This is a genomic window from Brevibacterium moorei (assembly GCF_024580735.1).
GTDB lineage: Bacteria > Actinomycetota > Actinomycetes > Actinomycetales > Brevibacteriaceae > Brevibacterium > Brevibacterium moorei.
On the sequence record NZ_JANIJX010000003.1, the window covers coordinates 171,234 to 196,991 of the forward strand.

28 protein-coding genes and 1 other RNA gene are annotated in these 25,758 nt (G+C 65.0%); 23 read left to right on the plus strand and 6 right to left on the minus strand.

Annotation, left to right across the window (positions count from 1 at the left end; translation table 11 throughout):
• Positions 1-3 precede the first annotated feature (3 nt).
• The 8 genes from NQ034_RS03695 to NQ034_RS03730 all read left to right on the plus strand — a co-directional run bounded on the left by NQ034_RS03695 (position 4) and on the right by NQ034_RS03730 (position 6,494).
• The gene (locus NQ034_RS03695; protein ID WP_257047088.1) at positions 4-1,491 is read left to right on the plus strand and encodes a hypothetical protein; all 1,488 of its coding nucleotides are present in this window, start codon (positions 4-6) and stop codon (positions 1,489-1,491) included.
• Entirely contained in the window at positions 1,473-2,597 is a 1,125-nt protein-coding gene (locus tag NQ034_RS03700) for a Gp37-like protein (RefSeq protein ID WP_257047089.1), read from the plus strand. Before NQ034_RS03695 ends, NQ034_RS03700 begins: the two co-directional genes overlap by 19 nt.
• Before the next feature lie 81 nt (positions 2,598-2,678).
• Positions 2,679-3,743 (plus strand): hypothetical protein, encoded by a 1,065-nt coding sequence (locus NQ034_RS03705; RefSeq protein WP_257047090.1) that lies wholly within the window; start codon positions 2,679-2,681, stop codon positions 3,741-3,743.
• A 69-nt stretch (positions 3,744-3,812) separates the two neighbouring features.
• Positions 3,813-4,028, plus strand: a complete 216-nt coding sequence (locus NQ034_RS03710) for a hypothetical protein (RefSeq protein WP_257047091.1) — start codon at positions 3,813-3,815, stop codon at positions 4,026-4,028.
• Positions 4,025-4,699, plus strand: coding sequence for a collagen-like protein (locus NQ034_RS03715; protein ID WP_257047092.1), 675 nt, complete (start codon positions 4,025-4,027; stop codon positions 4,697-4,699). Before NQ034_RS03710 ends, NQ034_RS03715 begins: the two co-directional genes overlap by 4 nt.
• Before the next feature lie 64 nt (positions 4,700-4,763).
• The gene (locus tag NQ034_RS03720) at positions 4,764-5,669 is read left to right on the plus strand and encodes a M15 family metallopeptidase (protein WP_257047093.1); all 906 of its coding nucleotides are present in this window, start codon (positions 4,764-4,766) and stop codon (positions 5,667-5,669) included.
• A gap of 1 nt (position 5,670) precedes the next feature.
• Positions 5,671-6,216 carry a hypothetical protein gene (locus tag NQ034_RS03725; RefSeq protein WP_257047094.1) on the plus strand — a complete coding sequence of 182 codons (546 nt, stop codon included), beginning with the start codon at positions 5,671-5,673 and terminating at the stop codon, positions 6,214-6,216.
• Positions 6,216-6,494, plus strand: coding sequence for a hypothetical protein (locus NQ034_RS03730; protein WP_257047095.1), 279 nt, complete (start codon positions 6,216-6,218; stop codon positions 6,492-6,494). The genes NQ034_RS03725 and NQ034_RS03730 overlap by 1 nt, the downstream gene beginning before the upstream one ends.
• Positions 6,495-6,580: 86 nt before the next feature.
• Here the strand turns inward: NQ034_RS03730 and NQ034_RS03735 are convergent, their stop codons facing one another.
• The 5 genes from NQ034_RS03735 to NQ034_RS03755 form a co-directional block, all read right to left on the minus strand.
• The gene (locus NQ034_RS03735) at positions 6,581-7,030 is read right to left on the minus strand and encodes a hypothetical protein (RefSeq protein WP_257047096.1); all 450 of its coding nucleotides are present in this window, start codon (positions 7,028-7,030) and stop codon (positions 6,581-6,583) included.
• 88 nt (positions 7,031-7,118) lie between these two features.
• Positions 7,119-7,307 (minus strand): hypothetical protein, encoded by a 189-nt coding sequence (locus NQ034_RS03740; RefSeq protein ID WP_257047097.1) that lies wholly within the window; start codon positions 7,305-7,307, stop codon positions 7,119-7,121.
• A 65-nt stretch (positions 7,308-7,372) separates the two neighbouring features.
• The gene (locus NQ034_RS03745; RefSeq protein ID WP_257047098.1) at positions 7,373-8,314 is read right to left on the minus strand and encodes a type II secretion system F family protein; all 942 of its coding nucleotides are present in this window, start codon (positions 8,312-8,314) and stop codon (positions 7,373-7,375) included.
• A 10-nt stretch (positions 8,315-8,324) separates the two neighbouring features.
• A complete protein-coding gene (locus NQ034_RS03750) occupies positions 8,325-9,197 on the minus strand; it encodes a type II secretion system F family protein (protein WP_257047099.1) in 873 nt (290 codons plus the stop codon).
• Positions 9,194-10,423, minus strand: coding sequence for a TadA family conjugal transfer-associated ATPase (locus tag NQ034_RS03755; RefSeq protein WP_257047131.1), 1,230 nt, complete (start codon positions 10,421-10,423; stop codon positions 9,194-9,196). The genes NQ034_RS03750 and NQ034_RS03755 overlap by 4 nt, the downstream gene beginning before the upstream one ends.
• Positions 10,424-10,617: 194 nt before the next feature.
• Between NQ034_RS03755 and prfB the strand changes: the two genes are divergently transcribed.
• The 3 genes from prfB to ssrA all read left to right on the plus strand — a co-directional run bounded on the left by prfB (position 10,618) and on the right by ssrA (position 12,792).
• A complete protein-coding gene (gene prfB, locus NQ034_RS03760; RefSeq protein ID WP_257047100.1) occupies positions 10,618-11,739 on the plus strand; it encodes a peptide chain release factor 2 in 1,122 nt (373 codons plus the stop codon).
• A 2-nt stretch (positions 11,740-11,741) separates the two neighbouring features.
• Positions 11,742-12,263 carry an SsrA-binding protein SmpB gene (gene smpB / locus NQ034_RS03765; RefSeq protein ID WP_257047101.1) on the plus strand — a complete coding sequence of 174 codons (522 nt, stop codon included), beginning with the start codon at positions 11,742-11,744 and terminating at the stop codon, positions 12,261-12,263.
• Between the two features lie 157 nt (positions 12,264-12,420).
• Positions 12,421-12,792: a transfer-messenger RNA gene (gene ssrA / locus NQ034_RS03770) on the plus strand.
• 190 nt (positions 12,793-12,982) lie between these two features.
• Here the strand turns inward: ssrA and NQ034_RS03775 are convergent.
• Positions 12,983-13,735: a hypothetical protein gene (locus NQ034_RS03775; RefSeq protein WP_257047102.1), complete on the minus strand. Its 753-nt coding sequence runs from the start codon at positions 13,733-13,735 to the stop codon at positions 12,983-12,985.
• A gap of 139 nt (positions 13,736-13,874) precedes the next feature.
• On the opposite strand from NQ034_RS03775, the gene NQ034_RS03780 reads away from it, so the two are divergent.
• From NQ034_RS03780 to NQ034_RS03835, 12 genes are all read left to right on the plus strand, one after another.
• The gene (locus NQ034_RS03780) at positions 13,875-14,504 is read left to right on the plus strand and encodes an FMN-dependent NADH-azoreductase (protein WP_257047103.1); all 630 of its coding nucleotides are present in this window, start codon (positions 13,875-13,877) and stop codon (positions 14,502-14,504) included.
• Entirely contained in the window at positions 14,497-15,552 is a 1,056-nt protein-coding gene (locus tag NQ034_RS03785; RefSeq protein ID WP_306427954.1) for an arsenic resistance protein, read from the plus strand. Before NQ034_RS03780 ends, NQ034_RS03785 begins: the two co-directional genes overlap by 8 nt.
• On the plus strand, positions 15,525-17,174 hold the full coding sequence (locus NQ034_RS03790) for a glycoside hydrolase family 3 N-terminal domain-containing protein (protein ID WP_257047104.1): 1,650 nt from the start codon (positions 15,525-15,527) through the stop codon (positions 17,172-17,174). Before NQ034_RS03785 ends, NQ034_RS03790 begins: the two co-directional genes overlap by 28 nt.
• 103 nt (positions 17,175-17,277) lie before the next feature.
• Positions 17,278-18,321, plus strand: a complete 1,044-nt coding sequence (locus NQ034_RS03795; protein WP_257047105.1) for a dipeptidase — start codon at positions 17,278-17,280, stop codon at positions 18,319-18,321.
• A complete protein-coding gene (locus tag NQ034_RS03800) occupies positions 18,314-19,093 on the plus strand; it encodes a type 1 glutamine amidotransferase (RefSeq protein WP_257047106.1) in 780 nt (259 codons plus the stop codon). Before NQ034_RS03795 ends, NQ034_RS03800 begins: the two co-directional genes overlap by 8 nt.
• Before the next feature lie 462 nt (positions 19,094-19,555).
• The gene (nrdH, locus tag NQ034_RS03805; RefSeq protein ID WP_257047133.1) at positions 19,556-19,804 is read left to right on the plus strand and encodes a glutaredoxin-like protein NrdH; all 249 of its coding nucleotides are present in this window, start codon (positions 19,556-19,558) and stop codon (positions 19,802-19,804) included.
• A 1-nt stretch (position 19,805) separates the two neighbouring features.
• Positions 19,806-20,222, plus strand: coding sequence for a class Ib ribonucleoside-diphosphate reductase assembly flavoprotein NrdI (gene nrdI, locus NQ034_RS03810; protein ID WP_257047107.1), 417 nt, complete (start codon positions 19,806-19,808; stop codon positions 20,220-20,222).
• Positions 20,192-22,354 (plus strand): class 1b ribonucleoside-diphosphate reductase subunit alpha, encoded by a 2,163-nt coding sequence (nrdE, locus tag NQ034_RS03815; RefSeq protein ID WP_257047108.1) that lies wholly within the window; start codon positions 20,192-20,194, stop codon positions 22,352-22,354. Before nrdI ends, nrdE begins: the two co-directional genes overlap by 31 nt.
• 46 nt (positions 22,355-22,400) lie before the next feature.
• Positions 22,401-23,381 (plus strand): class 1b ribonucleoside-diphosphate reductase subunit beta, encoded by a 981-nt coding sequence (gene nrdF / locus NQ034_RS03820; protein WP_257047109.1) that lies wholly within the window; start codon positions 22,401-22,403, stop codon positions 23,379-23,381.
• A 429-nt stretch (positions 23,382-23,810) separates the two neighbouring features.
• The gene (locus tag NQ034_RS16360) at positions 23,811-24,050 is read left to right on the plus strand and encodes a DUF2188 domain-containing protein (protein WP_257047110.1); all 240 of its coding nucleotides are present in this window, start codon (positions 23,811-23,813) and stop codon (positions 24,048-24,050) included.
• 128 nt (positions 24,051-24,178) lie between these two features.
• Complete coding sequence (locus NQ034_RS03830; RefSeq protein WP_257047111.1) at positions 24,179-24,637, plus strand: hypothetical protein; 459 nt, start codon at positions 24,179-24,181, stop codon at positions 24,635-24,637.
• Positions 24,638-25,103: 466 nt separating this feature from the next.
• On the plus strand, positions 25,104-25,718 hold the full coding sequence (locus NQ034_RS03835) for a metallophosphoesterase (protein WP_257047112.1): 615 nt from the start codon (positions 25,104-25,106) through the stop codon (positions 25,716-25,718).
• The last annotated feature ends 40 nt before the right edge of the window (positions 25,719-25,758 follow it).

Consider the following 25,758-nt stretch of genomic DNA (forward strand, 5'->3'; position numbering starts at 1 on the left):
CCCGTGATTCCCAAGCCGATCGTGTCCCTGCATGGCAGTGGGGAGTCCGTGACTCTCGACCCGCGGGCCGGGGACTTCGTGCTCATGCAGGGCTCGACTGGCCTGGGGTGGGGGCCGCAGGAGTTGACGACGGCGGCTCTGCCCGGTGGTGGGTCGGTGCTGCGGCATCGGCGTACCGCCGAGGCTGACGTCGTCGTGCCGTTCCTCCTGTCGGATCGGGACTACTATGTGCGCCGGGATCACCGCCGCCGCCTCGAGCGTCTCTTCGATGATCGGGTGGAGATCCGGGTGACGCACCCGGACGGCTTGGTCCGCTCCCGCTACGGCTACTACGCTGACGGTCTGCAGGGCGCCTATGGGTCGGGGGAGGACTCGCACGACGGGCAGAAGCTTTCGCTGACGATCCGGTGTGTGGACCCGTGGTGGTATGGCGCCGCCCGGGGCGAGCGGTTCCAGGTCAAAACCCGGCGGAAGCCGTTCATTACGGGTGTTTCCGGCGATGCTGTGCGAATCAACCGGCAGCCCAACGGCGGTTTCGAGCATGCGACTGCCGATCCGTGGACGTTCGGTGGTGCGGATGCTCAGGCGTGGGCCTACGACTCGGCCGAGCACGTCTCGGGCTCCCGCTCTGTCCGGGTGACGTCGGCGGAGGGTTCCGGTACCCCGCATATCCTCACGCCCCAGGCCTCCAGTGGTGGGCTCGCCGGCTTTGGGATCCCCGCATATGGCCTGCAGGTCAAAGCGTCGGCGGGGATCACGCACCTGCGCATGCAGATCTGGCATCTCAGCACGTCCACGCCGCCTGTATGGCGGCCGATCGGCCCGAACCCGACGTTCAAAGCGTCCACGGACTGGCAGCGCCTCGACATCGCCGCACTCACGAATCCCGGCGGCGGGCAGCTCGCCTTGCAGGTCCAGGCGCTCCGCTCGGTCGGCGGGCAGCTGCGGGACGTGCCGGCGGGGGAGTCGTTCTGGATCGACGAGGTTATCGAAGAGGCCACCGGCCGCGCCGGCGCATTCTTCGACGGCGACACGACCGCCCCGGGCAGGGCGTACACGTGGGTCTCCGGGCCGGGCTCGACTGCGCAGGAAGAGGCGAAGTCCCAGACAGGTGCCCTGCCGTTCTTCCCGATCCGCCTGTCCGGCTCCACCGTCCAGGGAACCTACCGGATGACCGTCGCCGGCGACCTGCCCGCCTATGGCGTCGCCACGGTCACCGGGCCGGGCCGGGACGTGACGATCACGAACCAGGCCACCGGCGAGCAGATCTTGATCGCCGGTGACATCACCGATCCGATCATCATCGACTCCCGCCCGGGATCCTACGACGTCACCTCGCAGGGCCAGGACATCTGGGACCGCGTCACCGGGGAACCCTCCATCCTCGTCATGAACCCCGGCCAGGTGGAGTTCTCGATCGCCATGGTCGACGCCACTGCCGCCTCGACCGTGGAGATCACCTATCAGGAGACATGGAAGGCAGGCATGTGATGACCATGCAGGTGCGCATGTACGACCCGGGACTGACCCCGCGCGGCATCCTGCCCGTCCTCGGCGGCTCCGCTGTCCTGCGCAACTCCAACGTGAGCACGTTCTCCCTGAACGTCCACACTGAGAACCCGATCGCAGCCCGGTTCACCACCGGCTGGCACATCGCACTCGAAGACGACAGCACCCAACTGCTCACCGGCCAGCCCGACAAGATCTCCGTGACCAGTCAGAACGGCGTCCACGACCTGGTCATCTCCGGCCAATCGCACCTGCGCTGGGTCCGCGACATGATCACCCTGCCCACACCCTCCCGCCCCGTCGACCAGCAGACCGACACCGCCAACTACAAGGTCAAGGGCACGGCCGGGCAGGTCATCTACGACATGCTCCGCACCCACATAGGCCAGACCGCCCGGGACGAGAACCGCCGCCCCATCACCATCACCCGCGGCCCCGACGGCGCCCAAACCCTCGTCGACTCCCGCTTCCAGAACCTCCTCGACGAAACCCGCGCGATCCTCGGCACCCTCCGCCTGACCACCTGGATGGAGGGCAGCCAGATCCACGCCGGCGCGATCGCCACCCGCAACCTCACCCGCTCCGTCCGCCTCTCCGAAGCCTCCGCCGGACTCACCGGGTACACGTACGAACTCGAAGCACCCACAGTCACCCGCGTCCTCGTCGCCGGCCAAGGCGTCGGTGCCGCCCGCACGATGAAACTCCACACCGGCAACCCGAACGAGTGGGGCGTCAACGTCCTCCAATTCCAAGACCGCCGTGACACTGACGATGCCGACGAGCTCGAAAAAGCTGGCACCGACACCCTCACCGAAGGCCAGGAGAAAGCCTCCATCACCCTGGAAACCACCGACACCATCGGAAAACGCTTCGCCCGCGATTTCGACCTCGGCGACACCGTCACCGTCACCCTCGCCACCGGCGTCCAAATCCAAGACATCGTCCAAACCGCCGACATCACCTGGGACGAAAAAGGCCGCCAAGTGAAACTCCAGATCGGGCCCACCCAAGAAGACCTCGACGCCCCCGCCTGGGTCAAACGAGTCCACAAACTCCGCACCGACCTCCGACGACTCCAAACCGTCTAACACACCACACACGACACCCCCAGCCCCGCCAGCACCACACCATGTGGCGCTCGCGGGGCTGTTTGATGGAAGGGACCCCTGATGGCTGATCCGACAGCATATGACCTCGTCCAGGATGACCGCCTGACAGATCTGGAAACCCTCGTCACGCCGCAGCCGAAGCCTCCAGCAGGCACCGAATACAGCTTCCCGGTGGTGGGGCAGGACATTACGGATGCCGAGTACCGGCAGATGATGATGGCCCAGGGTAATGGTGTCTTGGACCAGGGTGGGCAGCCCTACTGGTTGCGCAACCTCGACAACGCCACCGACACTGCACAGATCACCGTGTCGAAAACTGCGGAGGACGCCAAAGCGGTCATAGGCGGGTTCTTCCACCGTCTCACAGCTGACAAGACGATCAGCCTCCCTCCCGTCACCAAAGCCACCACTTACTATGTCTGTCTCACCTACGATCCGCAGCAGGCAACCAACCCCGCCGGGCCCATCACCCTCCAGGTGTACGCGGGCACACCACCGACCACACAGGGCAAAATCCACATCACCCTCTGGCGCGTCCCCCGCAACCCCAACCAACTCCTCGCCGCCACCACCCCGCAGCGAGTCCGCCCGAAGATCGCCCCGACCATCACCGTGGACCACTTCGTGGACCTCCCCGACCCCTCCACTGTCCTCTGGGGCACACGGGCCTCCGTCACCAACGAGCCACCCGAACGCGAATACCGGGCCTGGGGATCATCGGAAGAAACCGGTGCACCGGAAACATGGAAGCGCGTCGGCGGTACTTGGCATGAACGAGCCGACACCGCCTCCTATAAATGGCCTGGGCACGGGCACCGGGCGGCCTACAAGACGGAAAACGGGCGCGTCTACCTCCGTGGCAGGGTCACCCGCGCAGACGCTACAACGTTCAACCCCAATGTGGACGGCGGGGACGGTTTCAATGTCCTGCAGCTGCCCGATGACATGGCGCCGGCGGCGGAAGAGCGGTTCATCGTCACTGGGGGATTCTCCCAAGCGACGGTCCCTTTCGGTGCACTCCACGTCAAAGCTGACGGATCATGCCGACTATTCGTCAGCAACAACATCATGACGTGGGTGGACCTAGCCGGGATCAGCTTCGACCACAAGAGTTCAGAATCATGACCTCGGCTGAAGACATCGGCCCTTGTATCTGAGAGGACACGGAAAGGAGCCGCGCGTGTGGATGACATCATGCAACTCCTCAAGTCCCTCGGCGGGCCAGCAGGTCTGGTCGGCGGGGTCGTCTGGGTCTTCCTGTACTTCCGCAAGACGGATCGGGAGCTGCGTGACGAACAGCGTGCCGACAACGACTCGCTGCGCAAGGAGCGCGACGAGCTCATTGAGCGGATCCGCCAGCTCAATGACGATAACGAGCACCTGCGCAACCAGCTTCGGGAGCGGCCATGAGTAGACATGCACGCCACCGCCGGCACCTGCCTGCCCAGTGGAAGCTCTGGCTGGCGATCACCCTCGCTCTGGCTGGTGTGGCTTTGCTGGCGTTCAATCAGTGGGAGGCTCGCCACGAGGCGGCCCAGCAGGCGTCCAACGCGGAGCAGCTCGCCACGGAGGTGCAGCGGGCTTGCGCGCAGGGCGACATTCTCGTCGGCGGCCGCTCGATCTGCCAGCAGGCCAACGACACACAGGCCAAGGCCCAGGACGTCGACGCCGGCGCCCTGGCCGGCCCGCCCGGGCCCCGTGGTGCGCCCGGCCGTGACGGTACCGACGGCAGCCCAGGCCCTGCAGGGCCTGCAGGCCGGGCGGGGAAGCCCGGGCAGGGTTCAATCATCCCCGGCCCTGCCGGGCAACCGGGCAAGGACGGTCAAGCGGGCCAGGATTCCACTGTCCCGGGCCCCGCCGGCAAGCCCGGGGCGCCTGGGGAGGACGGGAAGCCGGGGGAGCGTGGCCCGGTGGGCCCGGCTGGTGATGACGGGAAGCCTGGCCGTGGCATCAAGACGATCACGTGCAGTTCGGGTAACGACTGGCACGTCACCTACACCGACGACACCACGACCACGGTTGACGGGCCCTGCCGTGTCCCCACCCCAGAACCGAATCCTGAGCCCACGCCTGCGGGGTAGCTCGGGTTTCATCGATGTCAGGACCGCTCCGGCGGTCCTTTTTCATGCCCACAAGGAGGCACGAATGAGTACCAGCCAGAACGGCTATATCGCCAACGACCGCAGCCTCATCAAGACGAGCACGGTCGCCGGCGCTCGGTTCCCGGTCCGCAAGGGTGACGTGTCCATCGTGCTCATGCACGTGGCGCAGCGGTTCCATGCCACGGTCGAGCCTCTCAACCCGAGGGAGTGCTACGGGTATGCGGAGCGCAAGATTCGCGGCAGCTCCACCACCCTGTCGAATCACGCGTCCGGCACCGCAATCGACCTGAACTCGTCTGATCACTGGCTCGGCGACGTTGGAACGTTCTCGAAGGCCCAGCGCAAGGCGATCGCGAAGATCCTCGCAGGCTGTGACGGCGTAATCCGGTGGGGCGGCAACTATCGCGGCCGCAAGGACGAGATGCATTTTGAGATCAACAAGGGCACCGCCGCCGTCAAGGCCCTCGCACAGAAAATCACCAAGGGCGGGACCAGCGTGCCCGCCGAGAAGGGAACCGACATGGACCGCATCCACTCCGGCAGCCACTCCAAGCACCAGACCATCCCAGCCGGCAAAACCGTGCGCATCCGCACCAACGCCAACGGCGACTACACGATGGGATCGACCAAGAAGGGCCAGTGCCTCGTCACCGGGTACACGCTCGGCGCCACCGGCCTGCTCGCCCACGAGAAGGTCAACATCCGCCGCGTCATCGTGGACTACAACGCGAAGAAGAAGAGGTCCACCATCCGGTCCCGCGGCGTCTTCCACGAGCTCCACGGCACGGGCAACGGCACCTACGTCCGCAAGGACGGCGCATTCGTCGATGGGAAGTGCGGGTACGGGCCCCACGGGGACGAGAAGCCGCGCCTGCACATGGAGATCGAGAACCCCACCAAGCACCCGATCACCATCACCTACGCCGGCCACGACACGATTGGAAACTGACATGAAGCTCGTCATCACCCCGAACGCGCAGGCCTCCCAGACGGAGCACCCCGGTAAGGCGACGCTGCGCACGTTCATTCAGACGCTCATCCCGACGCTAGCCCTGGCCCTGATCGCAGCGCCCCCGGTCGTGCAGGCGATCATTGACGAGTTCGCCCGCCATGATGTCACCCTGCCGGCATGGGTCTATGCGGCCCTGTCCGGTGTCGCCGTCGCCGCGTCCCTCATCTCCGCCCTGGTCGCCCGCATCATGGCGATCCCGCAGGTCGAAGCGCTGCTGCGCACGATCGGCCTGGGCGCGGCACCGAACCAGGTGCCGGCCGACGACCACGCCGACTACGTCCACATCGACCCCGACCAGCTCACTGCTGATGATGGTGCCGAGGCTGTGGACTATGACGACTTCGAGCTGGTTGATGAGGCCGGCGCCGAGGATCCTGACCCGGTCGAGATCGGGGACGACTCGGACGGCGACGGGGACGAGGCCGAGGTGGTAGATGACACGGACACCACCCCTGCCCCTGCTGACTACGAGCCGAGGCACTGATGGCAGAAGGACCAGACTTCACCGACATGGACGACACTCAACTCGAGCTGGCCCGCTTGGAGGTCGAGCGGCAGCAGCTGATCCGCACGAACCGCAAAGCCGTGGCCCGGGAACTCAAGCGGGCGACGGAGGACCTCGCGACTCAGTACCCGGACGTGTTCGCAGAGGAGTTCACGGCCGAGGGCGTAGAAGGCTGCCCCCTGTGCGTCCACGTGCCCATCGGCGAACCCGCCGCCGACGACCCCCACCTGCAGTACAAGAAACAGAACGCCGGATGACCTGTCACGGGTTTGTCCGCGATATGTTCCAACCGAAAGTGCCCCACCCTCTCGATGAGGGTGGGGCACTTTCGTCGTTGCAGCGGCTATTTCTTCTTCAGCTCGATCGTCATTTCGCTACCCATGGCCGACGCCTTGTAGCTGATGATGTCGTCCTTGTACGTGAATTCCTTCGTCTTGTCGTCGGACGCCAGGAGAGACTTAGCCGTCTTGTCCTTGTCGTTCTTCGAGACCCAGGTGTAGTCCCCGGCAGTCTTGGGCGCTGTGAAGGACCCGGCCCAGTACAGGCTCTTGGTTTTTTGGTCGTCGCTGATCCAGTAGATCGTGATCGTTTTCTTGGTGATCGTGGCTTCCTGGTAGCCGGACTGGTCTACGTCCTTCTGTTCCCACGCGCCGGTGAGGTCTGGCGCGACTGCTGCCTCGGCGGTTACTCCGGCATTGGACGAGCCAGCGTCAGCCGCAGGAGAGGACGAGCATGCGGTGAGCAAAAGAGTGGCAGAGGCCGCAACAGCAGCCAGTTTTACAGGGAACGACATCTGTGGTCTTTCTCGAAAAGGGAGGGGTATCTCTCTGATCATAGACTGAGAGTCCACTGTGCGACTGATGTAGTAGCTCACACCTCGATCACGGGGTGACTCGTGAGACCGTCATGACCGTTATCAGCACCCAGCCCGGGACATCGCCCCGGTCGGAGGCCAGTGCCCTGCGCACCCCTGGACGGGCGGAATCCGCGGAAGAACCGGCGGACAAGCGGGAGGACAGAGAGTGCAGGAGGGCCGCTAGACGCAGCCAGAGCAGGGTGAGGTGGGACATGGGGTCTCCTTCGGGACTTCGATGGTGCGCGGGTGGAATGGGTGGGAAGACGGGGGTGGCCGGACTCAACCTCCCAGATTCAGTACGGCCAGGGACGGGTAGACGGCGAAGACGACGGTCACCGGCAGGACGAACATGACGACGGGAACCAGCATGCCGACCTCCTTCTTGCCGGAGAGCTCCATCAGCGACCTGCGGCCCTCCTCACGGACGTCGGCCGCCTGGGCGCGCAGGACCTCGGCCAGGGGAGTGCCGCGGGCGATCGCGATGGCGATGCCGTCGACGAACTGCACCAGACTGGGAATCCCCGTGCGGCGGGCCATCGTGTCCAGTGCCTCGACCAGGCCGGTGCCGGTGCGGGCGGCGGCGAGCGCACCAGCGAGTTCGCCGGAGAGCTCCCCTGAGGCGGTGCGGCATACGCGCTGCAGGGCGTCGACGGTGCCCTCACCGGCCATAATCGACAGGGACAGCAGCTCCGCGATTGTGGGGAACTCCGCAAGGATCCGCTCCTCACGGCGCTTGACGCGCTGGGTCAGCCACCAGTCGTTGCCCAGATGGCCCGCGGCCCCGCCGAGCACGATGAGGGCCAGGGCGAGCAGCGGATGGAAGCCGCGGCTGAAGGAGACGAGGCCGGCGAGCACGGCACCTGCGAGCAGACCCGCGACGATGCACAGGATCTGGCGGGCGCGGAAGCCCTCCACCGTGGCCCCCGGCCCCAGTCGGGCCAGGCGGGTCTGGATCGAGGTATCGGTGGTCAGGCGGCGCGCCGCCCACCGCGCCGAATCGGTGATCAGGCCGCGCAGGAGGCCGCCCATACCGCCGGCCGTGGGCGCTGCCGGGGCGTAGACGTGCGGGCCCAGGGCGGTGTTCGAGCGCAGATAGGGGGCAATCCGGTCGGCCAGGGTCGGTCTGCGGAACAGCGGCAACGCGCAGACCAGGAAAGTCAGGGAGGATCCCAGCGCCAGGCCTGTGCCGATCACCACCGCAGGATGGGTCCAGGTCAGCATGATGGCCTCCTCATCGCAGCACCCGGGGTTCCTCCGGCAGCCTGCCGATTCGCTTCATCGCCGAGTAGGCCGCCAGCGAGACGACCAGCCCGCCGCCCAGTAGCAGGGATCCCTGCACGCTGTCGTAGGCGGTAGTCGTCTCCGTGCGCGTGGCGAGCAGGGCCAGGACGATCCAGGGCGCGGCGACTGCCAGCCGGGCGCCGTTGACGGTCCAGGACTGGCGGGCGATCAGTTCCGCCCTGGTGCGCGCGTCCTCGCGCAGAAAGCTCCCCAGGGTTTTCAGCATCGTGCCAAGATCTGTGCCGCCGACCTCCCGGGTGATGCGCAGGGCTGCGACGATCCGGTCGGCCACAGGGTCGGCGGCGGCTGCCTTGAATGCGTCGAGGGCGGCGCCGAACGATCCCGTCGCCCGGTATTCGGATGCGAAGACGGCGAACAGGCCCCGCAGCTGGTCCGGTCCGCGTTCGGCCAGGCCGCACACGGCCTCGGGCAGGGACAGGCCCGCCCTGATCCCGGAGTTCAGGTGGTCGATCGCCTCCGGCCACAACCCGCGGCGCTGAACCTGGGTGCGGCGGGCCCGTGCCCGAACGAAGAAGTAGGGGCCGGTGGTTGCGAACAATGCGAAACAGGCGCTGATGCTCACGACCGAGGTGAACAGCAGTCCCACGGCACCCACCAGGAGGCCGGATAGGGCACACAGGCCCAGCAACTGGGCGACCGAGGTGCGCGGAAGGCCCGCGGCGGTGAGCATATCGCGGGTCTCCGTGGTGAAGCGTGTGGGAGTGCGCAGTGGGCGTTCGATCCGCCACATGGACCACCAGATCAGGAAGAGGCCGATGCCCAGTCCCAGACCCGCCAGAACGGCCTGTGTCGATGAGCTCATGCCGCCTGCTCCAGAATGTCGTGCAGGTCGAAACCCGAGCCGGCGAACCGGTCGCCCAGATGTGAGAAGCCGGAACCGCGCAGCAGCCGGCCGGCCCGGTCACGGGTGAACAGGGTCTCCAACTCGACGACATCGCCTTCGACCCCGCCGGGTACCGCAGCGATCTCCTCGACAGTCCGGTGGCCCTGCGCGTTCATCCGCAGGTGCACGATGATGTCCACGCAGCCGGCGACTGTGGGCACGACGAACCCCGCGTCGACGTTCGACGAGGCCAACAGCGGCAGCGTGCACAGTTTCGTCACGGCGGAGCGGGCGGAGTTGGCGTGGATGCTCGACATGGCCGGCAGGCCGGAATTCATACCGATCAGCATGTCGAAGGCCTCGGCTTCGCGGACCTCGCCCACGATGATCCGTGAGGGCCGCATGCGCAGGGCCTCCTTGACCAGGGTGCGCAGGGTGACCTCGCCGGTGCCCTCCAAAGACGGCTGGCGGCACTGCAGGGCCACCCAGTCGCGGGCCCGCACAGATAATTCAAACACTTCCTCACAGGTGATGACTCTCTCGCGACTGGGGATCGAGCCGGTCAAAGCGGCCAACATTGTGGTCTTGCCGGCCTGGGTCGCGCCGCTGATCATGATATTCGCCCCGCAGGTCACCGCCGCGTGTAGGAAGTGCGCCGCAGCAGGGGTCAGGGAGCCTGCGGCCACCAGGGCGTCGAGGCCGTGCGGGCGGGTGACGAATTTACGGATGTTCACGGCCGGGTACCTGCGGGTGATATCGGGCAGGACCACGTGGAGGCGGGAGCCATCGGGCAGACTGGCGTCGACGAAGGGGCTGCTCAGGTCGACCCGGCGTCCGGTGGTGCGCAGCATCCGCTCGATCAGATCATCGACCTGGGCCTCCGTGAAGACCGTCGTGGTCAATTCGCTGACCCCGGACCGGCTGACGTAGACCGCGTGTGGGCCATTGAGCCAGATCTCTTCGACTTCGGGATCGTCCAGATACTTCTGCAAGGGGCCGAAACCCACGACATCGTCGGCGATCAGACGCCCCAGCTCGTCTTTGTCGGCGACGATTGGCAGGCTCCCGGAGAGGGTACGCTCATCGTAGTCGGCAATGGTCTCGGCGATGAGTTCACGGGTCAGCCCGGAGTCCAGCCGCGGGTCGATGCCGCGCTCGCGGATACGATTGTGCACCTCGCCGGAGATGATATCGATGGGCTCCAAGGGGACCTCGCTACGCTGATGAGTGTTGTGAGTCACGTCTATCTGTTACTGACCTTATAGAGCGTTTCGGACTGTTTGCAAGAGTTTCTTGTGAAATATTTCCGACTTCGCGTGGGACTTGCTCATGGTGGGGTGTGGCGAGTTCCAGGGGGTGCCTGTCGTGTCGACCGGGCGTCCATTAGGATTGAGGCATTATGGCCATGGACTTTGCGGCTGAAATCGCCGCCCTGCAACAGACGTTCTCCTCGATTCGCGAGGTCTCCGATGTCGACCTGCTGCGCAGCGAGGTCGCCGAGCTCACGGAACAGGCTGCTGCTCCGGACCTGTGGGATCACCCGGATGAGGCCCAGGCCGTCACTTCGAAGCTCTCGCACCGTCAGTCGACCCTGGAGCGGTTGGAGAAGTTCGACTCCCGGATCGAGGACGTCGAACTCCTCGTCGAGATGGGCGAGGAGGAGAACGATCCGGACGCTCTGGCCGAGGCGGAGGCCGAGATCGACAAGCTCCGCGAGGACTTGGGGCAGTTGGAGATCTCCACGTTGCTCAACGGCGAATACGATGAGCGCGCAGCCGTGATGACCGTGCGCTCGGGCGCCGGTGGTGACGATGCGACGGACTGGGCGCAGATGCTCACGCGGATGTACATCCGCTGGGCGGAGCAGCACGACATCGGCGTGCAGGAACTTGATACCTCCTATGCCGAGGGTGCGGGGATCAAGAGCGCCACCGTGCAGTTCAACGCCCCGTACGCCTACGGCAAGCTCAGTGTGGAGGCCGGTACACACCGGCTGGTGCGCATCAGCCCGTTCGACAACCAGGGCCGGCGCCAGACCTCGTTCGCAGCCGTCGAGGTCGTGCCCCTGATCGAGACGACCGACCACGTCGACATCGACGAGAACGACTTGCGCATTGACGTCTTCCGGTCCTCGGGCCCCGGCGGCCAGTCGGTCAACACGACCGACTCCGCTGTGCGCATCACGCACATCCCGACCGGCACCGTGGTCTCGATGCAGAACGAGAAATCACAGATTCAGAACCGCGCCGCCGCCATGCGCGTCCTGCAGTCCCGCCTGCTGCTGCTCAAGCGGGAGGAAGAAGAGCGGGAGAAGAAGAGCCTGGCCGGCGACATCAAGGCCAGCTGGGGCGACCAGATGCGCTCGTACGTCACGCACCCCTACCAGATGGTCAAGGACCTGCGGACGGGATACGAGGTCAACAACCCGCAGGGTGTGTTCGACGGTGACATCGACGGGTTCATCGAGGCCGGCATCCGGTGGCGCAAGGAACAGGAAAAGGAAGCAGCCCAAGAGGCTTGAGAATGGCTAAGAAGCATGCGGGGTCGGTCGCCGATGAGCGGCCCGCACCGGAGAAGAAAGTGGTGGCGCGCAATCGGCGCGCCCGCTACGACTATCACATCGAAGAGACCTTCGAAGCGGGCCTGGTGCTCACCGGCACCGAGGTCAAATCCCTGCGCGAGGGCCGCGCCTCACTGACCGACGCCTTCGGACTGATCTTCCAGGACGAGGCGTGGCTCGAACAGGCGTACATCCCGGAGTATCTGCAGGGATCCTGGACGAACCACTCTGCGCGCAGGCGCCGCAAGATGCTGCTGCACCGCGACGAGATCCTCAAGATCGAGCAGAAGTTGGGCGAGTCCGGGCGCACCCTGGTGCCCTTGGAGATCTACTTCCTGGGTTCACGGGTCAAGGTCGAGATCGCGATCGCCAAGGGTAAGAAGGACTGGGACAAGCGGCAGGCGATCAAGGAGCGCCAGGACAACCTGGAGGCCCGCCGTGCCATGTCGGATGCCCTGCGGAAGAACCGCGGCAAGAACCGCTGACTGGCGCGACCCCTGTTCCTGGGGTATCGTTGAGCTTCGTCGGTTTTCTATTTCGTGTGCGGGAACGCGGCGGGGAATAGTGAGCCGGTGTACGGTGTTCCACCGGTGTGCCGAATGATCGGAAGGTCGGTCGGTACACGGTTTGGTAACTGAATATGGGGATGATCGGTTTCGACGTGGGACAACGCGTCGAGAGAAGCGGGCCGAGAACGCGAAGTCATCTCGTTAATGTCCTTCGCAAACAATAGGTGCTAAGTCTAACAACCGCACCGAGTTCGCCCTCGCAGCCTGAGCTAGCGAGCGACTCCGTCAGTCCGGGTTTGCTTCCGCCCCGGTAGCTGGCGTCGTTTAGGGAGCCACTGCTGAGAACACATGTCGAGGGTGTTCTCGGGACTTTTACTCGACTCCGTTCGTTGGTTCACATGTTCGTGTGAGAACCAGGACCTAAGAAACACAGTCACGGACTGCGCCCGGAGAAGACTCGGCAACTTGCTTGCGGACGGGGGTTCGATTCCCCCCATCTCCACCAGATAGGCCTCGGAAACCTTGAGTTTCCGGGGCCTTTGCTTGTTTCATAAGGGTTTTCCCAAGAACTTCCCCCGGCAGAGAACGACATGATGTTCGTTCAGATGACGCGGAATGGTCGTGCGGTGGTCACGGTCGTGATGAAACCCGACGACCCATTCCATCATCGCCCGCGGTCAAGCTGCGAAGAGAGATCACGAGTCTCTTGCGGTTGGCCAGCCGTGCTTCTTCACATAGAACCGCTCGGCCTTCCAAAGATCGCCCACCGGTAGTCTGCGGGCCTGCTCTATTTCTCCCCGCATCCCCGGATCCCGGTTCAGCACACAGGCGAACACTTCGTCCCGCGATGCGAGGATCGCCTCCTGCTGCACCTCCGGCAAGGCGCGGATCTTCTCTCCAAGTTGCTCGAAGCCGGCGACTCGGGTGTTCCCTCGGCGCGAGGCGAAGACCAGGAGAACCAGTACGATTCCGGCCAGCGCGATGTCGAGCCAGGTCACGACGAATGCGAACGGGGAGACGTCATCGGACATGCGGGCCCACCTGGCCGTCGCACCGCAGCAGACGATGGAGACAAGAGCCGCTACAGCGAATTCGTACCTGCACAGCCGGCCCTGCTTCCACCAAGTCACGCCGATCATCAGCAGACCGATTCCACCGAGGAGCAGGCTCAGCGGCATGAGCACTTCGCTGAGGCCGCTGTTCATCGGAACGTTGTCGCTCGGAGCACGTCCCGGGGTGATCATCATGGGTCCCCAGGTCTGCACCACCCCGATGACCGCCGCACAGCAGATCAGGGTCACCATGTTCCATATGCCCTCGCGGGTGAGTTCGCCCTTGAGGTCGGAATGGTCCTTCGCCATCAGTCGTTCGAGACGCCCGTACGGGAGGTCGCCGAGCGAACCGCTACCGGAGACGTACTTCACTGCTGAGCTGCGTTCGGTTCCCATGGATACCAGCCTGTCATGATTCCTACAACTGCAGAGTGTTCTCTCTCGACAGTGCCGGCCGGTGACGTTTGCACTGGTCGGCACTGTCGGATTCGCAGCGGTGTCAGAACTCGGGCCCATCCGTCGTAGGCTTGATCACATGCCGAAACTTCTGCGTATCGATTCGTCCATCAACCCCGATTCCGTCTCCCGTGAACTCACCGGGGCCTTCGCCGCATCCTGGCAGGCCGCCGGCGGCTCCGTGGTTCACCGTGATGTGGCCGCCCAGAATCTGCCGCACCTGCCGGAATTCGCCCTCCACTTCGCCCACCGCCCCGGTATCGCCGCCGACGACCCCGCCGCGGCACTGCAGGACGAACTCATCGCGGAACTGGAGGCGGCTGACGCAGTGGTCATCGGAGCCCCCATGTACAACTACTCCCTGCCCTCGCCCCTGAAGGCCTGGTTGGACTACCTGCACGTACCCGGCCGCACCACCGCCGACGTCGCTACCGAGGGCCCCTTGGCCGGCAAGCCCGTCATCGTCATCACCACCCGGGGCGCCGCCTACGACGACCCTGCGTTCCTCGCGTCCCACGACCACATCCTGCCCGTTTTCGACGTCCTGCTGGGCGGGGCCATGGGCATGGCGGTGGAATCGATCGCGGTCGACCGCACCCTGGCGGACCTGCTGCCCGAACTAGATCCGGCCCTGGCCGGTGAACTGCGCGCGGCGGCGACGGTGCGGGCGCGGAGCCGGGCGGAAGAGCTCGCCCGCACCCTTGGCTGACGAGGCCTCGGCCCCGGCTGGGTCCACGGCCGGTCCCGGTGCGGTCACGCGCCGTGGAGGACTCGTGGCCTGGGCCGAACGCCGGCAGGTGTCGCTGTACCTGGCGGCCCTGGCGTTCGGCGCCGGCCTCGGCCTGGCACTCCCGTGGCCCGCAGCGGCGGGCCTGGCCGCGGGAGTGAACCCCACCCTGGGCTTATTGCTCTTCTCGACCTTCCTGGGCGTGCCGTTCGCCCGACTGGCCGGCGGCGCCCTGCGCGATTGGCGCTTCCTGCTGCGCCTGGGGCTGCTGAACTTCCTGGCCGCACCCGTGATCGTCTTCTGCCTGTTCCGATTCGTCGCCGGCGACGCGGCCCTGCTGCTGGGCGTGCTCCTGGTCCTGCTGTGCCCCTGCGTGGACTACGTCATCGTGTTCACCGGGCTGGCAGGGGGCGCAGCCGACCGGCTGCTGGCCGCCACCCCTCTGCTCATGTGCGCCCAGGCACTGCTGCTGCCGGGCTACCTGTGGCTCTTCGCCGGCCCCTCGGCCCTGGCCGGCCTGCACCCTGCACCCTTCGCCGAGGCCTTCGTCACCTTGATCCTGCTTCCCCTGGTGGCGGCCCTGACAGTCCAGGCCCTGGAGCGCCGCCTCCGCTGGGCGCGCTACCTGCACGGTGCCATGTCCGGTCTCATGGTGCCCATCATGATGGTGGTGCTCGCCCTGGTGGTTGCCTCGCAGATCAGCGGGGTGGTGGCCCATCTGCTGGCACTGGCCACAGCCGCGCTGGTCTTCGTCCTCTTCGCCGGGTGCATGACCGCACTGGGCTGGGCCGTGGGACTGCCCGGCGGGGACCGGATCGATGTGCCCGCCCGGCGGGCCCTGCTGTTCAGTGGAGTGACCCGGAACTCCCTGGTCGTGCTGCCACTGGCGCTGGCCACCGGCCACGCCCTGACACCGGTCGTCGTGGTTACTCAGACGCTGGTGGAGTTGTTCGTCATGGTCACCCTGGTGTGGGCCGTACCGAAGATCGTTAGCATTAAGGGATGCGAAAGACCGCGATCCTCGCCCTGACATCCCTTCTGGCCCTCGCCGGGTGCTCCGGCTCGGGTGGTGCACCCCAACCGGCTGAGACCTCGGCCGCCGCCCAGCAGTCCACACGGGCCGACGGCGGGTCCGACCCCGCCACCTCGGCCAAGCCAGGGGCGCCGGCCGCCGCAGGTGTGTCCGCTGCGGACCGGAACCGGGCCCAACAGATCGTCGCGGACATGGACACGGCAGAGCTCGCCGGCTCCGTCGTCATCGCTCAATACGACGGCACCGATCCGCAGACCGCGCAGGACCTGGTGGAGAAGAACCACCTGGCCGGGGCCATCGTGATGGGCTACAACCTGCCCCAGACCCCCACCGCGGACGCCGTGCGCACGACCACGAGAACGATCGGCGAGGCCCGCGGAGACCGCGCCTGGCCGGTATTCATCGGCGTCGATCAGGAGGGCGGTCCGGTCGCCCGGCTGAAGGACGCCGCGACCGGCTACCCGCCGCTCATGGCCGCAGGGGCCGCGCGGGACGCGAAGACCATCACGGCGGCCTACTCCGGCCAAGGTGGCGAACTGCGCGAACTCGGCTTCACCGCCGACTTCGCCCCCGACGCGGACGTCACGATCGGCGCGGCGGACCCGACGATCAACGTCCGCTCGGCCGGCGACGACCCGAAGGCGGTGGGAACGACGGTGGCAGCCGCGATCACCGGCTACAACACCGCGGGCGTGGCCTCGAGCGCCAAGCACTTCCCGGGCCACGGCGCCCTGACCGTCGACTCCCACTCGGAACTGCCCGTGTCGAAGAAATCCATCAAGCAGATGAAGAAGCGGGACCTGGTGCCCTTCACCGCGGCCGATGAAGCGGGCGTGCCGATGACGATGGTCGGCCACATCGGCCTGCCGGGCAACACGGACGTGCCCGCCTCGCTCAGCCCCGCCGTGTACAAGGCCCTGCGCGCCCAGGGCTTCGACGGGGTCGCGGTGACCGATGCCCTGAACATGGGCGCGATCAAGGAGCCAGCGGGACAGGAGACCGTCAAGGCCATCCGCGCAGGTGCCGACCTGGCACTCATGCCGGCCGACACGACCGCGGCGATCAAGGCCCTGACCCAGGCGATCGACTCCGGCGACATCTCGAAGAAACGCATCACCGAAGCCGCCGGGCGGGTCGTCGCCATGCAGCTGTGGCAGGACCGCGCCGCCGCCCAGGCACCCGACCACGGCGATGCCAAGGCCGCGACCAAAGCGGCGGACACCGCGCTGACAGGACTGTCGGAGAAATCCCTGAGCGTCCTCAAGGGTGCGTGCACCGTGACGAAGCCCGCCAAGGCGATCCACATCGTCGGGGGAGAGGAACCCGCGCGCAAAGCCCTGACCAAGGCAGCCAAGGCCGCAGGCCTGAGCGTGCGCGAATCCGCCGGGTCCGGCACGACGAGCGTTGCCCTGGGGACGGGAACCTCGGCGCGGGTGGTCGTCAACACCGGTGCGCCGTGGAAGAAGGCCCCGGCCGGGGCACGCACCGTGCTGGCCACGTATTCGGACAACCCACACGCCATGGCGGCCGTCGCGAAGTACCTGGCCGGAGAGCTCGAGGCCACCGGCCGGGTACCCGCCACGTGGCCCGGAACACAGCCGAAATGCGCCAGGGACTAGGCTGGACTCCCGGTGTCCTGGCCGCCTCGCGGCCGGCCGGCACCGCGAGCTGCGCCCACGCCGATAGACCCTCTGCACCGACAGACCCTCTGACAGGAGACCCATGACCCTGGTATTCGACGGACACAACGATCTGGCCTGGTATCTGCGGGAGGAATGCGATAGCGATATCGCCCCGGTCAACGACCCGCAGGCCGTGCCGATGACCACCCTGGACCAGCTGCGCGAAGGCGAGGTGGCCGCCCAGTTCTGGTCGGTCTACGTAGACTCCGCGATCTCCGGGCCCGCCGCCGTGACCGCCACGCTCGAACAGATCGACATGGTCCACCGGATCATCGCCGCCCACCCCGACCGGCTGGTCTACACGCCCACCGCCGCCGACATCCGTGCGGTCTGGGGCAGCGGCCGCACCGCCTCGCTGATGGGCGCCGAGGGCGGGCAACAGATCGACGAATCCCTGGGCGTGCTGCGCGCCTACGCCCGCCTGGGTGTGCGCTATATGACCCTGGCCTGGTCGACCACCCACAGCTGGGCCGATTCGGCCACCGACGAACCCGTCCACCACGGACTCAGCGAATTCGGCAAGCAGGTCGTGGCGGAGATGGACCGGATCGGAATGATCCCCGACCTGTCCCACGTATCCGCCGAAGTCATGCACCAGGTGCTCGACCAGACCCAGCTGCCCGTGGTCTTCACCCACTCCTGCGTCGCGGACATCAATCCGCACCCGCGCAACGTCCCCACCGACGTCATCGACCGCCTGCCGGCCAACGGCGGGGTTCTGGGCATCACCTTCGTCCCATCGTTCGTATCCGCCGAACGCCATGCCTGGGCACAGGCCGGCTCCACGGGGCCCGAACCCGAGGTGACCGTCGCCCAGGTCGCAGACCACTGCGACTGGGTGCGCAACCGGATCGGCGCACAGTACCTGGCACTCGGCGCCGACCTGTGCGGCACCGACTCCATGCCCACCGGCCTGGAGAACGCGGGGAAGTACCAGGCCCTGTTCACCGAGCTGCGCTCGCGGGGCTGGAGCGAGGCCGAACTCGACGGGATCGGCGGACTGAACCTGCTGCGCGTCCTCGAAGCCCACGATCCGGCGTATCTGGCCGAGTTCGGGGCCCGGGACGAGGCCGCGGATGCCTGATTCCCCGGTTCCGAGCCCGGCTGCGCGCCTGCTCGTCGTGGTCAACGACCCCGAGTCGGGTCCCGGGCACCTGGCCGGCTGGCTGGTGGCCGCCGGGGTCGAGTTCGATGTGCGCTTCGGCGCGCACGGAACTCTTCCCGCGGTGGACGAACTGGACGCCTACGACGGCATGATCGCCCTGGGCGGCGGTTTCATGCCCGATGACACGGCTCGCGCACCCTGGCTGGCCCGCGAGGCCGGTCTGGTGGCCCGCTGCCTGGCCGATGGCATCCCGCTACTGGGCATCTGCCTGGGCTGCCAGCTGCTGGCCCAGGTCGCAGGCGGCACGGTCGCTGCTGCCACCGGCGCTCCGGAAAAGGGCTCCACGCCCATCACCATGACCGAGGCCGCAGCCGGCGATACGCTGTTTCGGGGCCTGCCGCGCACCACCCGGTTCATCGAGAGTCACGTCGATCGGATCACCGCACTGCCGCAGGACGCGGTGGTGCTCGCCGGCAGTGCGGTGCTGGACTATCAGGCCTTCCGCATCGGTGAGGCGGCGTGGGGCGTACAGTTCCATCCGGAACACGAGGGCCCGGACGCGATGGAGCGGTGGAATGCCGAGGCCCTGGCCGCACTGGGATTCGACAAGGACGAACTCATCGCCAGGGCCAGGGTGGAGCAACCGGCTACGGAGGCGGCGGCCCGCACTCTGGTGCTGGCATTCGTCGCTGTGGCCGAGGCCCGGGCGCGGGCCAGGCAGGGTACCGAAGGCGCGCAGTCGGAGCCATAACCCAGCCCGCTCTGAATGCAAATTCAGACGCTGTGAGAAGAGCGACGTGGACCCGGAACGGTGTACGCATCCTGTGGAAAACTCCGCATCCGTTCGATATGTGATTCATTCCCGCGAATCGGTACCGGACGACGTGTGTTGAGCGATCCGCGAGAAACCGCGGAAGGCGGCTTCTGGGACGCGGGGGAGGGCTCAAGCCACCCGGTGAATTCTGCTGTCCACCCCCTGTGCACAGCTATGCACAGGGGGTGGTGTGATAGGGCCCGGACGGTTGAAATCGCACTGGAAAATCGGCTTATGTAGGGGTATCGTCTTCTCTTGAACACAAGATCTAGTGGTTGTCGGGGTGAAGCCCCTACTACCCGAATTCCGCACCGGCTCCGTTATCCCAGGGGCTGGGAGCTTGCGGGGACGCGGATCCTGTGACCTGCAGATACACGCCCGAATGTTGGAGGAAACCCGATTATGGTCACCGTCTACACCAAGCCGTCCTGCGTCCAGTGCAATGCGACGTACCGGGCGCTGGATGCGCGTGGAATCGAATACCGTTCGGTCGACCTGAGCCAGGATGCGCAGGCCCTGGACATCGTCAAGGCCATGGGCTACATGCAGGCACCGGTCGTCGTCACCGACGACGATCACTGGTCGGGCTTCCGTCCCGATAAGATCTCGGCCCTGGCGTCCGAAACGGAAGCGCCCAGCGTGGCCTGAGATGCTCGTCGTCTACTATTCCAGTAGCTCCGAGTACACGCACAAGTTCGCCCGCAAACTCCGGCATCCCACGCAGCGTCTGCCCCTGCTGACGCGCGATGAGATGCCGGAGATCGACGAACCGTACGTGCTCATCACGCCGACCTACGGCGCCGGGCCCAATCGGGGCTCCGTTCCGAAACAGGTCAAGAAGTTCCTCGCCACCGCAAAGGCCAATCGCACCAATCTGCTCGGTGTGATCGGGGCTGGGAACACGAATTTCGGCCAGAATTATTGCCGCGCCGCCGACCTGGTGGCAGCCAAGTGCAACGTCCCCGTGCTCTACCGGTTCGAACTCCTGGGCACCCCGGAGGACGTGGCCAAAGTCGACGAAGGGTTGGAAGAACTGTGTCAACGACAGCAGAGAAGCGAGATCTAGAGGCCGTCATCCGCGAGGACACGGATCTGGACTACCATGCGCTCAACGCCATGCTCAACCTCTACGACGCCGACGGACGGATCCAGTTCGAACGCGATAAGCAGGCCGCCCGCCAGTACTTCCTGCAGCACGTCAACAACAACACGGTCTTCTTCCACGACCTCGAGGAGAAGCTGAAGTACCTGGTCGAACACGACTACTACGAGCGCGAGGTGCTCGACCAGTACTCCTTCGAGTTCATCTCCCGGCTGTCCAAGCAGGCGTACAAGAAGAAGTTCCGCTTCCAGACCTTCCTGGGCGCCTTCAAGTTCTACACCTCCTATACGCTGAAAACCTTCGACGGCAAGCGCTACCTGGAGCGCTTCGAGGACCGTGTCGTCATGGTCGCGCTGTTCCTGGCCTCCGGCGACGAGGTGTTGGCAAGCCAGCTGGTCGAGGAGATCATCTCCGGGCGCTTCCAGCCGGCCACCCCGACCTTCCTCAACGCGGGCAAAAAGCAGCGCGGCGAACTCGTCTCCTGCTTCCTGCTGCGCATCGAGGACAATATGGAGTCGATCGGCCGCTCGATCAACTCCGCCCTGCAGTTGTCCAAGCGCGGCGGCGGCGTGGCATTCAGCCTGACGAACATCCGCGAATCCGGTGCCCCGATCAAGAAGATCGAGAACCAGTCCTCCGGCGTCATCCCGATCATGAAGCTGCTGGAGGACTCGTTCTCCTACGCCAACCAGCTGGGCGCCAGGCAGGGCGCAGGTGCTGTGTACCTCAATGCGCACCACCCGGACATCTACAAGTTCCTCGACACCAAGCGGGAGAACGCGGATGAGAAGATCCGGATCAAGACGCTGAGCCTGGGCGTGGTCATCCCCGACATCACCTTCCAGCTGGCCAAGCGCAATGAGGACATGTACCTGTTCAGCCCGTACGACGTGCAGCAGGTCTACGGCAAGCCGTTCACGGAAGTCTGCGTGACCGACGAGTACTACAACATGGTCGACAATGCGGCGATCCACAAGAAGAAGATCAACGCGCGCGAATTCTTCCAGACCCTGGCGGAGATCCAGTTCGAGTCCGGCTACCCGTACATCATGTTCGAGGACACCGTGAACCGGGCCAACCCGATCGACGGCAAGATCACCATGTCGAACCTGTGCTCGGAGATCCTGCAGGTCGCCGATCCCAGCACCTACAACGACGACCTGAGCTACGCCCAGATCGGCAAGGACATCTCCTGCAACCTGGGTTCGCTCAACATCGCCCTGACGATGGACTCCGATGACTTCGGACGGACCGTCGAAACGGCGATCCGCGGACTCACCGCGGTCTCCGAGGCATCGCACATCACCTCGGTGCCCTCGATCGAACGCGGCAACGATATGTCACACGCGATCGGCCTGGGACAGATGAACCTGCACGGCTACCTGGCCCGCGAACGGATCCACTACGGCTCAGACGAGGGTCTGGACTTCACGAACATGTACTTCTACACCGTGGCCTTCCACGCGGTGCGGGCGTCCATGGAGCTCGCGAAGGAACGCGGCCGGACCTTCGACGGCTTCGAGCGCTCCAAGTACGCCAGCGGGGAATACTTCGACAAGTACATCGACGGGGTGTGGGAGCCGCGCACCGACAAGGTCGCCGGCATCTTCGCCGAGGCCGGGATCCACATCCCGACCCAGGACGACTGGCGCGAACTCAAGGCACAGGTCGCCGAACACGGCATCTACAACCAGAACCTGCAGGCCGTGCCGCCGACGGGTTCGATCTCCTACATCAACAACTCCACCTCCTCGATCCACCCGGTCGCCAGCCGGATCGAGATCCGCAAGGAGGGCAAGATCGGCCGCGTGTACTACCCCGCGCCGTTCATGGACAACGACAACCTGGAGTACTACCAGGACGCCTACGAGATCGGCTACGAGAAGATCATCGACACCTACGCCGAGGCGACGCAGCACGTCGACCAGGGCCTGTCACTGACGCTGTTCTTCAAGGACACCGCCACAACCCGTGACATCAACAAGGCGCAGATCTACGCGTGGCGCAAGGGCATCAAGACGATCTACTACATCCGCATCCGCCAGCTGGCCCTGGCCGGCACGGAGGTCGATGGCTGCGTATCCTGCATGCTGTGACCGTACACATCACACAACTGTCTGTTACGAATAACTGGGTGGATAAATGATTTCGGGCGAGAAGCTCACTCTCGTGTCGCACGTCGACGCGATCAACTGGAACCGGATCCAGGACGATGTCGACTCCGAGGTGTGGGACCGGCTGACGGCCAACTTCTGGCTGCCGGAGAAGGTGCCGCTGAGCAACGACGTGCAGTCCTGGGCGACGCTGACGGAGGATGAGAAGACGCTGACGATGCGCGTCTTCACCGGGCTGACACTGCTGGACACGATCCAGGGCACAGTGGGCGCGGTCTCTCTGATCCCCGACGCCCTGACCCCGCACGAGGAGGCCGTCTACACGAACATCGCGTTCATGGAGAGCGTGCACGCGAAGTCGTACTCCTCGATCTTCTCCACCCTGTCGAACACGAAGCAGATCGACGAGGCCTTCCGCTGGTCTACGGAGAACCAGAACCTGCAGCGCAAGGCGAAGATCGTGCTGGACTACTACCGGGGCGACGACCCGCTCAAGCGCAAGGTCGCCTCGACCCTGTTGGAGTCCTTCCTGTTCTACTCCGGCTTCTACCTGCCCATGTACTGGTCGAGCCACGCGAAGCTGACGAACACGGCGGATCTGATCCGCCTGATCATCCGCGACGAGGCCGTGCACGGCTACTACATCGGCTACAAGTACCAGCGGGGCCTGGAACTGGAGTCGGAGGCGCGCAAGCAGGAGCTGAAGGACTACACCTTCAACCTGCTGTTCGAACTGTACGAGAACGAGGTCCAGTACACCCACGACCTGTACGACGGCGTGGGCCTGAGCGAGGACGTCAAGAAGTTCCTGCACTACAACGCGAACAAGGCGCTGATGAACCTGGGCTATGAGGCCATGTTCCCGGCGGCGGTGACCGATGTGAACCCGGCGATCCTCTCGGCGCTGAGCCCCAACGCGGACGAGAACCACGACTTCTTCTCCGGTTCCGGCTCCAGCTACGTCATCGGCAAGGCCGTCAACACCGAAGACGAGGACTGGGACTTCTAAGTGATCCCAGGTCACAGGCCCGGTGGCCTGTCAACTGGCAGGCCACCGGGTTTCACCCATAAGCCGGGCGGAAGCATCGAATTGATGCTCAGCCCACAATTTGCCCGCACTCAAATAATAGGAGGAGGTGAACATGGCAATCCGTAAAGGTCGCGCGCGTAGCGCAATCACAGGTCGCTTCGTAACGAGAGCGACGGCCGCACGCCATCCGCGTACGACCGTCGTAGAGAAGCCCGCAAAGAAATCTAAGTAAATCAACAGGCTGACAGCAGGGCTATGGACTGGTCCTCCTTGCCCTGCTGTCGCCATCGTACCTGACGTGCACCTCGGCGTGTTACACAATGCGCCGGTCGTGCGGGAAGTGCATTTCTTCTCACAGATCTGAGATCGTAGCGTCAGGCACTTTGCGACTAGAGCGAAAGGCTCACCGTGTCAGACATAAACAAGCGTGTAGTACAGCGTCAAGGCGACGGCAGTTGGGCAGTGGTTAAACCCGGTGCCAGCCGTGCAAGCGCAGTCGTTCCAACGCAGGCCGATGGTATCGATCGGGCTCGTGCCATCCTCCGGAATGACGGTGGAGGCGAACTCCAAGTCCGCGGACTCAATGGGAGGATTCGTGCCCAGGACACAATCGCGCCAGGGAACGATCCGAGGACGTCTCGTGGGTAGAGTACGTTCGGTAACAGGACGGGTGTAGTTGGACGTCTGAACTGTGCGGTCCTATGCTGACTTGAAATGTTGGCATAGGGCCGCGCCGCAGGCTATCTCAGTTTGGTCGGCACGGGAGTCCGTTTGAAGTGAGTGTTGATTTGGACAGCATCGGTGTGTTCCAGAAGGCTCGTGCTGGTTACGTTACCGCGCGCAACGCTCAGCGCAACCTTATCGCCGGTGCTCTGAAAGCCGCCGGCTTCAGTGTGAAGACGCGGGGCATTGCTGGTCGCGGGCTGCGGAACTATACGAGCGGTGGACGGCTCGATCCGCCGTTCGACCTCTCCAACTGGATGTGGGTCGCAGGGCAACGGGACGACGTGTTTGTGACTGTCAGTCTCCAGACTCTTGATCGCGACCCGAACTCGGGCAATATCCATGCGCTCATGGATCGAATCGGCATCGATGTGTATCGGGCCGATGATCCGGTCGACGCGCAGGACCCGCTGTCTGAGAAGTCCACCACCGGGCTGCAGCTTCCGCTTGACCACAAAGGCCTGAGCGATCTGATCTCGCTCGTGGAGCAGCGGGCCGCCAAGCTGCACTAGAGCATTCGCTCTACGCGCCGTCCCCACTCCTCTCCGGTGATCTCATACACGACCTCGCCCAGTTCCGCCCCTGGTAGTGGATCGTCCCAGCGCCGGACCTCGGTCCTGAAGCGGCGCATCCCGAACTTCTCCATACCCATCGGGAGGGGGGTGTTGACCGCAACCATGACTTATTCTCTGGTTCCGGCTCCAGCTACGTCATCGGCAAGGCAGTCAATACCGAAGACGAGGACCGGGACTTCTAGAGTCCCGGAATTAGCCCGAAGCCCATCAAGGCTGGTCGGAGGCCCGGACCCGCAGGAATCTGCGCGGTCCGGGCCTCTTTCGTGTCTTCTCTCGACAGCCATGGGAAGACTGCGATGACAGTGGACATCGTCAGTCGCTCGATTGACCTCAACACAGGCTCCTACATAGACTGATCGGCTCATCATTTTCAGGAAGCAGCGTTCGCGAAGGGAAACCCAGCATGACTGTGAGTGAGGCGGCTCTCGATCTCTCCACTGTAGATTTCGTCACGAGCGATACCCACTTCGGGCACGCTCGCATCATCGAACTCTGCGGCCGCCCGTTCAGTAGCGTTCAGGAGATGAACGGCGAACTGATCCGCCGCTGGAACAATGTCGTGGGTCCAGATGCCACTGTCCTTCATCTTGGCGACCTTGCGCTCGGAGAGCGAGAACGCTCGATCGGTCTCACTGCCGCACTCAATGGCCGAAAACTCATCGTGCCCGGCAATCATGACGTCTTCTGGTCGCACTACCGCGCGAGCGCGAAGTACAAAGCACTCAATGCAGAGCTGCTGGAACACGCTGGGTGGCAGTTGCTGACAGAGGAGGTCACCGCGGCGCTTGATGGGCGCGAGGTGGTCATCAGCCACTTTCCATATGCAGGAGACTCGCACGGCGAGGATCGGTATGCCAAGTTGCGTCCTACCGACACCGGGCTGCCGCTCATTCACGGGCATACTCACGACATCGACCATGGGCCACAGGGAAACTCCTTTCACGTCGGAGTCGACGCGCACGATTTCGAGCCTATGCCGATGAGCGAAATCTCCCAGTGGTTGGCACAGATGAGCTGACTACCGGGACTGCATCGGGTGATGCGTGGAGTCCACTAAC